This window comes from Labrys sp. (in: a-proteobacteria) (assembly GCF_047605565.1).
Classification (GTDB): domain Bacteria; phylum Pseudomonadota; class Alphaproteobacteria; order Rhizobiales; family Labraceae; genus Labrys; species Labrys neptuniae.
This window is the reverse complement of the sequence record NZ_JASGFM010000010.1, coordinates 26,076-38,694: the sequence shown is the minus strand read 5'-3', so window position 1 is coordinate 38,694 and position 12,619 is coordinate 26,076. Positions and strand designations below refer to the sequence as shown.

Below are 12,619 nucleotides of genomic sequence, written 5' to 3'. Positions count from 1 at the left end.
CTCTCCCCTGGTGACAAGTTCGCCGGTCTGCCGGCGTCCGCCCTATCGTTGTGTCCGGGAAGCTTGTGCCGATGCCGGCGATCGAACAATAACCCCAAGGAGTTATGACGAAACCGGAAACCCAGCCGTCATTTGGTGCGGGAGCGGCGGAACTCGCCCGGGCTCATGCCAGCCCATTTATGGAAGGCACGGTGGAAGGCGCTCGGCTCGGTATAGCCGAGATCGGCGGCAACCTGGCCGACCGGCTTGGCGGTGCGGGCCAACCAGTCCAGGGCCAGCTTGCGGCGGATCTCCTCCTTGATTTCGGAGAAACTCTCGCCGTCTCCAGCCAGATGGCGCCGCAATGTTGGTTCCGACAGGCCCAGCCTCGCGGCCATCTCGGCAAAGGAAGGCCATTCAGCGGGAGGAAGCTCGCGCAGCAGGCGTCGCGTGGCGGAGGCCGCGCCACGGTCATGGCGATAGCGCCCCAATATGTTGGCCGGTGCCCCGGCGATGAAGCCCTGCAGGGTCCTTTCGGTCTGGCGGACCTTGAGCGCCAGCATGTCGCGATCAAAGACCAGCATGGTTTCGGGCCGCTCGAAGCTGACGGGGGTGCCGAAGAAATCGCGATGGTCCTCGCGTCCGGCCGGCAGGGACCCGCGATAATGCAGCTCGCGGATCTCGAGCTGGCGCTTGACCAGCCAGCAGACGACGCCGTGCAGCAACAGGAAATAGGTACGATAGGCGAAGGGCAGGCGCGGCGGGGATGTCTCGCGCAGAATTACCCGGGCGAGCGCTCCCTCGATGACCAGCTCTCCCTTGGGCTCGGCGAGCACCAGGTTGAGGAAACGCAGGCTGCGCCTGACGGCGTGCTCCAGCGTCTGGCTGGAGATCACCGCGTGGCAGAGCATGGCGAAACTGCCCGGCGCCATCGGGCGGGCACCGAAGCCGAAATATTCGCATTGCATGATCTGCGCGATGCTGAGCCACAGGCGGCCATATTGCTCGGCCGACAGGCGAAAGCCCGGCAGGTCAAGTTCGCTCTCGCGGAAGCCGCCCGCCTCCAGAGCCGGCGCAAGATCGAAGCCGCCGCGCCGCAGGGGCTCGAGCGTATCCTGGATGAAGCCGAGGCCGATCACGGCGTGGATCTCTTCCCTTCCCAGGCCATTCGCCCCCTCACGATATGGCAAAACCGATCACGCTTTTAAGCATGAAGGGTCATCGAATGCCACCGCCGACACGCGTAATATCATTGCCAACGACAACGGCTCTCAAAGAGCCGAACGGGGAGAGTTCCGCGCCATGCAGATCCAAGACCGTGTCTTCCTGGTGACTGGTGCAGCGTCCGGGCTCGGCCAGGCGGTGGCAGCCGAATTGGTGAGCCGCGGCGGGCGCGTCCTCCTCTGCGATCTCAATGCCGAAGCCGGCGAAAAAGCCGCCGCTGCGCTGGGACCGCAGGCCCGCTTCCAGCGCACCGATGTCGCCAGTGCCGAGGATGGACAGGCTGCCGTGCAGGCCGCCCTCGATGCCTTCGGCCGGCTTGACGGTCTGGTCAACTGCGCCGGCGTCGCCCCCAGCGAGCGCATCGTCGGACGGGACGGTCCGCATGATCTCGAGCGCTTCGCCCGCACCATCCAGATCAATCTGATCGGCACCTTCAATATGACGCGGCTTGCCGCCCGGGCGATCTCCGCCAACGCGCCCGGCGAGGACGGCGAGCGCGGCGTCATCGTCAACACCGCTTCGATCGCCGCCTATGACGGCCAGATCGGCCAGGCCGCCTATGCCGCCTCCAAGGGCGGCGTCGCCAGCCTCACTTTGCCGGCGGCCCGCGAACTCGCCCGCTTCGGCATCCGTGTCGTCGCCGTGGCCCCCGGGGTGTTCGAGACCCCGATGATGCAGGCCATGCCGCAGGAGGTCAGGGACTCGCTGGGTGCGACCGTGCCCTTCCCGCCCCGCCTCGGCCATCCGCAGGAATTCGCCGCTTTGGTCTGCCACATCGTCGAAAACCGCATGCTCAACGGCGAAATCATCCGGCTCGACGGCGCCCTGCGCATGGCGCCGCGCTGATCGACCACACACATCGCCGAAATCGGCGTAAAATCCTCCTTCGCAGAAAGGGACCATGAGATGAATGACCCTGTCGTGATCGTCGGTTCCGCGCGGACCCCGCTCGGTGGTTTCCAGGGGGCCTTTTCCAGCCTGCCGGCGGCACGCCTCGGCGCGACGGCCATCTCGGCGGCGGTGTCCCGCGCCGGGCTGCCGGCAGAGGCGATCGAGGAAACCGTGTTCGGCTGCGTGCTCAGCGCCGGCCAGGGCCAGGCTCCGGCCCGCCAGGCCGCGCTGGGTGCGGGCCTGCCGATCTCGACACCCGCCACCACCGTCAACAAGATGTGCGGCTCGGGCATGCAGGCCGCCATGCTCGGCCACGATTTGATCGCCGCCGGCACGGCTGGCGTGGTGGTGGCCGGCGGCATGGAGAGCATGACCAACGCCCCCTATCTGCTCGACCGCGCCCGTAGCGGCTACCGCATGGGCCATGGCAGCGTGAAGGACCACATGTTCCTGGACGGGCTCGAGGATGCCTATGAGAAGGGCCGCCTGATGGGCACCTTCGCCGAGGATTGCGCCGAGGCCTATCAATTCACCCGCGAGGCGCAGGACGAATTTGCCTTGCGCTCCCTGAGCCGGGCCCAGGCCGCCATCCGGGACGGGCGCTTCGACAGCGAGATCGTGGCGGTGACCGTCGGCTCGGGCAAGACGGAGCAGGTGGTCGGCGTCGACGAGCAGCCGGGCAAGGCCCGCCCGGACAAGATCCCGACGCTGAAGCCGGCCTTCCGCGAGGGCGGCACGGTGACGGCGGCCAATTCGAGCTCGATCTCCGACGGCGCCGCCGCCTTGGTGCTGATGCGCCGCTCGCAGGCGGAAAAGCGCGGCCTCAAGCCCCTCGCCGCGATCGTCGGCCATGCCAGCCATGCCCAGGAACCGAATCGCTTCGCCACCGCCCCGATCGGCGCCATGCGCAAATTGTTCGATCGCACCGGCTGGACGGCCGGCGAGGTCGACCTGTTCGAGATCAACGAGGCCTTCGCCGTGGTGACGATGGCGGCGATGCGCGACCTTGATTTGCCTGGCGACAAGGTCAATGTGCATGGCGGCGCCTGCGCCCTCGGCCATCCGATCGGGGCCTCCGGCGCGCGCGTGCTGGTGACCCTGCTGGCCGCTCTCGAAAGCCATGGGCTGAAACGCGGCGTGGCCAGCCTGTGCATCGGCGGCGGCGAAGCGACCGCGATGGCGGTCGAACGGCTGGTCTAGTCAGAACTGAAATACTTGCACTGGAGCGCGGACATCTCAGCGACATGCTGTCATGTCGCTGAGATGCCCGCGCTCCAGGGAAACGAGGAAACCTTCATGCCCGATTTTCGGCAGGCTCGTGACTTTCTGCTCAAGCATCGCACGGATTATGAGACGGCTCGCGCCGGCTTCGACTGGCCGGATGAGCCCCACTTCAACTGGGCGCTCAATTGGTTCGATGCCGAGCTCGCCACCGCTGCCGAAAGCCGGGACCGCACGGCCCTGTGGATCGTCGACACCGCAGCCGGCATCGACACCAAATTCAGCTTCAGCGAGCTCAGCCGGCGCTCCAACCAAGTGGCGAATTTCCTGCGCGCCCAGGGTCTGAAACGCGGTGACCACGTCCTGGTGCTGCTCGGCAATGTGCCGGCGATCTGGGAGACAACGCTGGCGGCGAGCAAGCTCGGCCTGATCCTGATTCCCGCCACCACCTTGCTCACGCCGGACGAGCTCGCCGATCGTTTCGACCGCGGCAAGGCTCGCGCCATCGTGGCCGAGCGCGACCAGCTCGCCAAATGCGAAGGCGTGGCGCCGCCGGAGGTGAAGCGCATCGTCGTCGGCCCCGGCAGCGAGGCCGGCTGGGTCGCCTATGCCGGAGCCTTCGACCAGTCCACCACCTTCACGCCGGATAGCCCGACCAACCCGCACGATCCGCTGCTGCTCTATTTCACCTCCGGTACCACCGCCAAGCCCAAGCTGGTGCGCCATTCCCAGCGCAGCTATCCCATCGGCGCGCTCTCGACCATGTACTGGCTCGGCCTGCAGCCGGGAGACGTTCATCTCAACGTGTCCTCGCCCGGCTGGGCCAAGCATGCCTGGAGCTCGTTCTTCGCGCCCTGGAATGCCGGCGCCACGGTGCTGGTGATCAATCAGCCGCAATTCAGCGCCAAGGTGCTGCTGCGCGAACTCGAACGCTGCCAGGTCACCACGCTTTGCTCGCCGCCGACTGTCTGGCGCCTGCTGATCCAGGAGGATCTCGCCGCCACCAAGGTCTCGCTGCGCGAGGTGTGCGGCGCCGGCGAGCCCCTCAATCCGGAAGTGATCGAACGGGTCCGCAACGCCTGGAGGCTGACCATCCGCGACGGCTACGGCCAGACCGAGACCACGGCCCAGATCGCCAATTCGCCCGGACAACCGATCAAGATCGGCGCCATGGGCCGCCCCCTCCCCGGCTACGACATCCGCATCCTCGATGCCGACGGCAAGCCCGCCACGGAAGGCGAGGTCTGCCTGCCGCTCGGCGACACACGCTCGGCCGGTCTGATGCAGGGATACCAGAGCACCGACGGCAAGCTCGGAGGCTTGGAGGGCGAGGTCTACCATACCGGCGACGTCGCCTTCATCGACGAGGACGGCTATCTCACTTTCGTTGGCCGGGCCGACGACGTCTTCAAATCCTCCGACTACCGCATCAGTCCCTTCGAGCTCGAAAGCGTGCTGATCGAGCACGAGACGGTGGCCGAGGCTGCCATCGTGCCGGTGCCCGATCCCATCCGCCTGTCGATCCCCAAGGCCTATGTGCTGCTGGTCGGCGCAGCCGAGCCGTCACGCGAGACGGCCCTGTCGATCTTCCGCTACACCAATGAGCGTCTTGCCCCCTTCAAGCGCATCCGCCGCATCGAATTCGTCACCGAATTGCCCAAGACCATCTCCGGCAAGATCCGCCGCGTGCAGCTGCGCCGGCTGGAAGTGGAGGAAGACACGCAAAGCCCGTTCCGGGGCGTCGAATTCGCCGAGACCGATTTCCCGGAGATGGCATCGGAGAGGAAGCGCGCATAGGGTTGCGGCAGCGGCATTCCGGGTGCGCACAACACAATTTTCACAACACGATGAAGGACCAGGCCATGCGACAGATCGGACATTTCATCGCCGGCAAGCGCGTCGAGGGCACCAGCGGCCGTTTTGCCGACGTGTTCAATCCCACCACCGGCGATGTGCAGGCCAAGGTCGCGCTCGCCAGCGCAGCGGAAATACGGGCGGCTGTCGAGAACGCCCGCGAGGCGCAGGCAGTCTGGGCCGGCTGGAACCCGCAGCGGCGCGCCCGCGTGCTGATGCGCTTCCTCGAATTGATGCGGGACGAGCATGACAGCCTGGCCGAGCTCCTGGCGAGCGAGCACGGCAAGACCGTGCCGGACGCCAAGGGCGACATCCAGCGCGGCCTCGAAGTGGTGGAATTCGCCATCGGCATCCCGCATCTGCTCAAGGGCGAATATACAGAGAGCGCCGGCACCGGCATCGACGTCTATTCCCTGCGCCAGCCGCTCGGTGTCGTCGCCGGCATCACGCCCTTCAACTTCCCGGCGATGATCCCCTTGTGGAAATGCGCGCCGGCGCTGGCCTGCGGCAACGCCTTCATCCTCAAGCCGTCGGAGCGCGATCCCTCCGTGCCGATCCGCATCGCCGAATTGTTCGTCGAGGCCGGCCTGCCGGCGGGCGTGTTCAATGTCGTCAACGGCGACAAGGAAGCAGTCGACGCCATTCTCGACGACGAGGACATTCGCGCCGTGGGCTTCGTCGGCTCGACCCCGATCGCAGAATATATCTATGTCCGCGCCGCCCAGACCGGCAAGCGGGCCCAGTGCTTCGGCGGCGCCAAGAACCACGCCATCATCATGCCGGATGCCGACATGGACCAGGTGGTCGATGCGCTGATCGGTGCCGGCTACGGTTCGGCAGGCGAGCGCTGCATGGCGATCTCCGTTGCCGTGCCCGTCACCAAGGCCACGGGCGATGCCCTGATGGAAAGGCTGATCCCGCGGGTGGAATCGCTTAAGATCGGTCCCTCCAACGACGGCTCCGCCGATTACGGCCCGCTCGTCACCCGCGAGGCGGTGGAGCGTGTCAAGCGCTATGTCGAGATCGGCATCAACGAGGGCGCGAAACTGGCCGTCGACGGCCGCAATTTCCGCCTCCAGGGCTATGAGAACGGCTTCTTCATGGGCGGCTGCCTGTTCGACGAGGTCAAGCCCGAGATGACCATCTACAAGGAGGAGATCTTCGGGCCGGTGCTCTCCGTGGTGCGTGCCGATACCTACGAGGAAGCCCTCGCTTTGCCGACTAAGCATTCCTATGGCAACGGTGTGGCCATCTTCACCCGCGACGGCGATGCTGCCCGTGATTTCGCTGCCAGGGTCAATGTCGGCATGGTCGGCATCAACGTGCCGATCCCGGTGCCGATCGCCTACCACACTTTCGGCGGCTGGAAGCGCTCGGGCTTCGGCGACCTCAACCAGCACGGCCCGGATTCGATCCGCTTCTACACCAAGACCAAGACGGTGACCTCGCGCTGGCCGAGCGGCATCAAGAGCGGCGCGGATTTCTCGATCCCGACGATGCGGTAGCACTCTCCACCCTCCCCTGGAGGGGGAGGGTCGACGCGTAGCGTCGGGGTGGGGTGATATTCTCGACCGTCGCTTTTCCACCCCACCCCGGCCTTTCAGTCCACCCCTCCCCCTTCAGGGGAGGGTAAAGAACAACAAGGCGACCACCATGGATTTCGAACTCAGCGACGAACAAGCGGCCATCCGGGAGATGGCGGCCGGCTTCGCGGCGGAGGCGATCGCCCCGCACGCCCTCGAATGGGATCAGAACAGGCACTTCCCCATCGACACGCTCAAGGCGGCGGCCGGGCTCGGCATGGCCGCGATCTATGTGCGCGAGGATGTCGGCGGCTCCGGCCTCACCCGTCTCGATGCGGCACTGATCTTCGAAGCCCTGTCCTCGGGCTGTCCGGCCGTCGCCTCCTTCCTGTCGATCCACAACATGTGCGCCTGGATCATCGATGCCTACGGCTCGCCCGAGCAACGCAGCCAGTGGCTGCCGGCGATGACCGGGATGGAGATGATCGCCAGCTACTGCCTGACCGAGCCCGGCTATGGCTCGGATGCCGGCAATCTCGCCACCCGAGCGGTGCGTGATGGCGACCACTATATCCTCAACGGCCAGAAGCAGTTCATCTCCGGCGCCGGTGCCAGCGATCTCTATATCGTGATGGCCCGCACCGGCGGAGACGGCCCGAAGGGCATCTCCACCTTCATCGTGCCGAAGGACACGCCCGGGCTTTCCTTCGGCGCCAGCGAGAAGAAGATGGGCTGGCATGCCCAGCCGACGCGCGCGGTGATGTTCGAGAATGTCGGGGTTCCCGCCGCCAACCGCATTGCCGAAGAGGGCCAGGGCTTTCGCATCGCCATGGCGGCGCTCGATGGCGGGCGCCTCAACATCGCCGCCTGTTCACTCGGCGGCGCCCAGGCGGCTCTCGACAAGGCGATCGCCTATATGGGCGAGCGCAAAGCCTTCGGAAGGAAGATCTCGGACTTCCAGGCCCTGCAATTCCGCCTTGCCGACATGGCGACGGAACTGGAAGTGGCGCGCACCTTCCTGTGGCGGGCGGCCAGCGCGCTCGATGCCAAGAGCCCCGAGGCGACGCGCTTTTGTGCCATGGCCAAGCGCTTCGTCACCGATGCCGGTTTCGAGGTTGCCAATCAGGCGCTGCAGCTTCACGGTGGCTATGGCTATCTGAGCGAATATGGCGTCGAGAAGATCGTCAGGGATCTCAGGGTGCACCAGATTCTGGAAGGAACCAACGAAATCATGCGCGTGATCATTGCCCGTGCCCTGCTGGGGAATCGCTGATGGCAACAGAGGAAACGCTTGCCCAGACCGAAACACTTGCCGACGTCATCGTCGAACGCACGGGCTCGCTCGGCCGCATCCGGCTCAATCGTCCCAAGGCGATGAACAGCCTCACGCGCGACATGGTGCATCTGATCGCACCGGCTCTCGACGCCTTCGAGAAGGACGCTGCCATCGCGGCCGTGCTGTTGACGGGGGAAGGCGAACGCGGCCTGTGTGCCGGTGGCGACATCCGCGCCCTCTACGAAGGCGAGCGCACGCCCGACGGCACGGGCGCGCAATTCTGGCGCGACGAATATCGTGTCAATGCCCGCATCGCCCGCTTTGCGAAGCCCTATCTGGCCGTGATGGACGGCATCACCATGGGCGGCGGCATTGGCCTATCAGCCCATGGCGCCCACCGCATCGTCACCGAACGCAGCCGCATCGCCATGCCGGAAGTCGGCATCGGCTTCGTGCCGGATGTCGGCGGCACCTGGCTGCTCGCCCATGCCCCTGGGGAGATCGGCACCTACCTCGCCCTCACCGGCGAGGCGATCGGGCCTGCCGATGCTGTTTATGCCGGCCTGGCCGATGTGCAGGTCCCGCTGGCTGGCATTCCCACGCTGATCGACGAGCTGGCTCAGCTCACGCCGGGAACCGGCAATGAGGCAATCCGCACCCTGCTTGCAAAGCATGCCGTGCAGCCCGAACCCGCTCGCCTTTCCGAGCATCGCAGGTTGATCGACCAATGCTTTGCCGGCTCTTCCGTCGAAGCCATCCTGCAAGCTCTCCAAGCGGATGGCACGCCCTTCGCCCTGAAGACACGCGACCTCATCGCCTCCAAATCGCCGACCAGCCTCAAGCTCACCTTCCGCCTGATCCGTCTCGCTCGCGAGGCCGAGGGCCTGGAAGAGTGCCTGGAGCGGGAATTCGCCGCCGCCGTCGCGGTGGCGCAAGGCCATGATTTCTACGAGGGCGTGCGGGCAGCCATCATCGACAAGGATCGCAATCCGCGCTGGTCGCCGCCGAGCCTCGCCAAGGTCGACGATGGCAATATCGAAGCCTGGATCCAACCGGTGGCGGACCGGGTGTTTGGATAATGGCGACGGCAGGGGCAGATTCCGGTTGCGCAGACGTCTCGTCCGCACCTTCTCGCCCTAGAACTCAGCGTTTCCAGGAGCGGACGAGACGTCCGCGCACCCGGGAACACCTACAATCGCTCTATCGAGAAGGAGTCCCCAATGGCCAGCAGCAAGATAGGGTTCATAGGCCTCGGCCACATGGGTGGGCCGATGGCGGCCAATCTGGTGAAGGCGGGCCATCAGGTGCGCGGCTTCGACCTGTCCCCGGCCTCGCTCGAGACGGCACGCGGCGACGGCATCATCATCGCGGCCTCCGCTGCGGAAGCAGTCGAGGATGCCGACCCGGTGATCACCATGCTACCGGCCGGCGCTCATGTGCTGAAGGTGTGGTCTGAGTTGGCCAGCCTCGTGCCGGCCGGTGCCCTGCTGATCGACAGCTCCACCATCGATGTCGACAGCGCCCGCAAGGCCCATGACATAGCCGCCGGACGCAAACTCGCCGCCGTTGATGCACCCGTCTCCGGAGGCGTCGGCGGCGCCAAGGCCGGCACGCTGACTTTCATGGTCGGCGGAGCCGACGAGGCCTTCGCCCGAGCCGAGCCTCTGCTCGCCGTGATGGGCAAGCGCGTGGTGCACTGCGGCACCGCCGGCGCCGGCCAGGCAGCCAAGATCTGCAACAACATGATCCTCGGCATTTCGATGATCGGCGTCTGCGAAGCCTTCGCACTTGGCGAAAAACTCGGCCTGTCGCAGCAGGCGCTCTACGACGTCGCCTCGACCTCGTCGGGCCAGTGTTGGTCCCTCACCACCTATTGCCCCGTCCCCGGGCCGGTGCCCACCTCCCCCGCCAACAACGACTACAAGCCAGGCTTTGCGGCGGCCCTGATGCTCAAGGATCTCAAGCTTGCCCAGGCCGCGGCCAATTCGGTCAGCGCCAACACACCGCTTGGCGCGGAAGCCGCCCAGCTCTATTCCCTGTTCGACGGCCTCGGCCACGGCACCGAGGATTTCTCCGCCATCATCCGGCTGCTGCGCGGCAAGCATTGAGGACCAGACATGACCTATGAGACCATTATCACCGAGCAGCGCGGACGCGTGCTGCTGATCACGCTCAACCGACCCGAAGCCCTCAACGCCCTCAACCGCAAGCTAGCCGGCGAACTCCTGGCGGCCACCCAGGCCGCGGACGCCGATCCCTCCATCGGCTGCCTGGTGATCACCGGCTCCGCCAAGGCCTTTGCCGCCGGCGCCGACATCAAGGAGATGCAAGCCCAGAGCTTCGCCGACATGCACAGCAGCGACTGGTTCTCGGAATGGAACCATTTCGCGGCTTCCCGCAAGCCGAAGATCGCTGCCGTAGCCGGCTATGCTTTGGGCGGCGGCTGCGAACTCGCCTTGATGTGCGATTTCATCCTGGCGGCCGACACCGCCAAATTCGGCCAGCCCGAGATCAAGCTCGGCGTCATCCCCGGCATGGGCGGCAGCCAGAGGCTGGTGCGCTCGATCGGCAAGTCCAAGGCGATGGAACTGTGCCTCACCGGCCGCCTGATGGACGCGGCGGAGGCCGAGCGCTGCGGCCTGGCCTCGCGCGTCGTTCCGGCTGCCGATCTCGTCGAGGACGCGGTGAAGACGGCCGATACCATCGCCAACATGTCGCTGACGGCCAGCATGGTGATGAAGGAAGCGATCAACCAGGCCTATGAACTGCCGCTCGCCAGCGGCCTCACCTTCGAGCGCCGCGTCTTCCAGGCCCTGTTCTCGACCGAAGACCAGAAGGAAGGCATGGCCGCCTTCGTAGAGAAGCGTCCGGCGCAGTTCAACCGGGGGTAATTTCCCCGGGTGCGCGGGCATCCTGCCCGCATCTTCCTAAACCCCAAACGCAATATTTGCGGATGAGAAGGGCGGGCAGGATGCCCGCGCACCCGGGAATATGCCTCCCCTCAGTTCGTCGAGGGGAAGTTCAGGTTCACGCCCGAGCGGATGCCGGTCGGCCAGCGGGCGGTCACGGTCTTCAGGCGGGTGTAGAAGCGCACGCCCTCCATGCCGTAGATCGAGTGGTCGCCGAACAGCGAGCGCTTCCAGCCGCCGAAGGAGTGGTAGGCCACCGGCACGGGCAGCGGCACGTTGACGCCGACCATGCCGACCTCGATGCTATCGGCGAAGGCGCGCGCCGCATCGCCGTCTCGGGTGAAGATGGCGGTACCGTTGCCATATTCGTGGTCGTTGATCATCTTGGTGGCATGGGCGTAGTCGCGGGCTCGCACCATGGAGAGCACCGGCCCGAAGATCTCCTCCTTGTAGATCGACATCTCTTCGGTGACGTGATCGAACAGGGTAGCGCCGACGAAATAGCCGTTTTCATAGCCCTGGAGCTTGAGGCCGCGACCGTCGACCACCAGCTTGGCGCCTTCGCGCACGCCGGCGTCGATATAGCCGAGCACCTTTTCCTGGTGCTGCTTGGTGACCACCGGCCCCATCTCGGCCTGCGGATCGGCGGCGGGGCCGACCTTGAGCTTGTTGATGCGCGGCAGGAGATGCTCGACCAGCGTATTGGCGGTCGCATCACCGATCGGCACCGCCACCGAGATCGCCATGCAGCGCTCACCGGCCGAGCCATAGGCGGCCGAGACCAGCGCATCGGCGGCCTGGTCCATGTCGGCATCCGGCATCACCACCATATGGTTCTTGGCGCCGCCGAGGGCCTGGCAGCGCTTGCCGTTGGCTGCGGCGGTCGCATAGATGTACTGGGCGATCGGGGTCGAGCCGACGAAGCTGATGGCCTTGACGTCGGGATGGTGCAGTAGCGCGTCGACGGCTTCCTTGTCGCCGTTGACGACGTTGAGCACACCCTCGGGCAAGCCGGTGTCGAGGAGGAGCTGCGCCACCAGCAGGGCAGCGGAGGGATCACGCTCGGACGGCTTGAGGATGAAGGTGTTACCGGCAGCGATCGCCACCGGATACATCCACAGCGGCACCATGGCCGGGAAGTTGAAGGGCGTGATGCCGGCGACAACGCCGAGCGGCTGGCGGTCATTGTGGGTGTCGATGGCCGGGCCGACATTGCGGCTGAATTCGCCGGCAAGCAGATGCGGGATGCCGCAGGCGAATTCGACGACCTCGATGCCGCGCTGTACTTCGCCCAGAGCGTCGGAATGGGTCTTGCCATGCTCGGCCGAGATCGCCTGGGCAATCCTGTCGGCATTGGCCTCGAGCAGTTCCTTGAACTTGAACATGTAGCGGGCGCGCTTGAGCGGCGCGGTGGTCGACCAGGCCGGGAAGGCCTTCTTGGCCGCCTGCACGGCGGCGTCGACGTCCGCGGTCGAGGACAGGCCGAGTTCGCCGCTCTGTTCGCCGGTGGCAGGGTTGAACACGGGCGCGAAGCGTCCGCTGGTGGTAGCGGTCTGCTTGCCGCCGATCAGGTTGTCGATACGGGCCATGGGGTTTCCTCTGAAAAATAGGTCATCCCGGACGCATTGCGGCACGCAGTGACGCGATGCAGATCCGGGACCGTCTTCCGATAGAAGCTCATCTGTCACGCGATCCCGTGTCGGCGACGCAGCATTGCATGCTGCATCGCGCACGGGATGACA

General features: G+C 65.9%; 10 protein-coding genes. 8 read left to right on the top strand and 2 right to left on the bottom strand.

What is annotated here, in order from left to right; genetic code table 11:
* Window positions 1–128: 128 nt before the first annotated feature.
* On the bottom strand, window positions 129–1,118 hold the full coding sequence (locus QM672_RS11575) for an AraC family transcriptional regulator (RefSeq protein ID WP_415082694.1): 990 nt from the start codon (window positions 1,116–1,118) through the stop codon (window positions 129–131).
* 163 nt (window positions 1,119–1,281) lie between these two features.
* On the opposite strand from QM672_RS11575, the gene QM672_RS11570 reads away from it, so the two are divergent.
* The 8 genes from QM672_RS11570 (at window position 1,282) to QM672_RS11535 (ending at window position 10,859) form a co-directional block, all read left to right on the top strand.
* On the top strand, window positions 1,282–2,049 hold the full coding sequence (locus QM672_RS11570) for a 3-hydroxyacyl-CoA dehydrogenase (RefSeq protein ID WP_415082692.1): 768 nt from the start codon (window positions 1,282–1,284) through the stop codon (window positions 2,047–2,049).
* 60 nt (window positions 2,050–2,109) lie between these two features.
* On the top strand, window positions 2,110–3,294 hold the full coding sequence (locus tag QM672_RS11565) for an acetyl-CoA C-acyltransferase (RefSeq protein ID WP_415082690.1): 1,185 nt from the start codon (window positions 2,110–2,112) through the stop codon (window positions 3,292–3,294).
* A 96-nt stretch (window positions 3,295–3,390) separates the two neighbouring features.
* Window positions 3,391–5,112, top strand: coding sequence for an AMP-binding protein (locus tag QM672_RS11560; RefSeq protein ID WP_415082687.1), 1,722 nt, complete (start codon window positions 3,391–3,393; stop codon window positions 5,110–5,112).
* Between the two features lie 65 nt (window positions 5,113–5,177).
* Window positions 5,178–6,674, top strand: coding sequence for a CoA-acylating methylmalonate-semialdehyde dehydrogenase (locus tag QM672_RS11555; RefSeq protein WP_415082685.1), 1,497 nt, complete (start codon window positions 5,178–5,180; stop codon window positions 6,672–6,674).
* A 148-nt stretch (window positions 6,675–6,822) separates the two neighbouring features.
* The gene (locus QM672_RS11550; protein WP_415082683.1) at window positions 6,823–7,965 is read left to right on the top strand and encodes an isobutyryl-CoA dehydrogenase; all 1,143 of its coding nucleotides are present in this window, start codon (window positions 6,823–6,825) and stop codon (window positions 7,963–7,965) included.
* Window positions 7,965–9,047: an enoyl-CoA hydratase/isomerase family protein gene (locus QM672_RS11545; protein WP_415082681.1), complete on the top strand. Its 1,083-nt coding sequence runs from the start codon at window positions 7,965–7,967 to the stop codon at window positions 9,045–9,047. The genes QM672_RS11550 and QM672_RS11545 overlap by 1 nt, the downstream gene beginning before the upstream one ends.
* 141 nt (window positions 9,048–9,188) lie before the next feature.
* Window positions 9,189–10,076, top strand: a complete 888-nt coding sequence (gene mmsB, locus QM672_RS11540; protein ID WP_415082679.1) for a 3-hydroxyisobutyrate dehydrogenase — start codon at window positions 9,189–9,191, stop codon at window positions 10,074–10,076.
* A gap of 9 nt (window positions 10,077–10,085) precedes the next feature.
* Window positions 10,086–10,859, top strand: a complete 774-nt coding sequence (locus QM672_RS11535; protein ID WP_311933325.1) for an enoyl-CoA hydratase — start codon at window positions 10,086–10,088, stop codon at window positions 10,857–10,859.
* 110 nt (window positions 10,860–10,969) lie between these two features.
* On the opposite strand, the gene QM672_RS11530 is transcribed toward QM672_RS11535, so the two are convergent.
* Window positions 10,970–12,466 carry a CoA-acylating methylmalonate-semialdehyde dehydrogenase gene (locus QM672_RS11530; RefSeq protein ID WP_415082677.1) on the bottom strand — a complete coding sequence of 499 codons (1,497 nt, stop codon included), beginning with the start codon at window positions 12,464–12,466 and terminating at the stop codon, window positions 10,970–10,972.
* Window positions 12,467–12,619 lie beyond the last annotated feature (153 nt).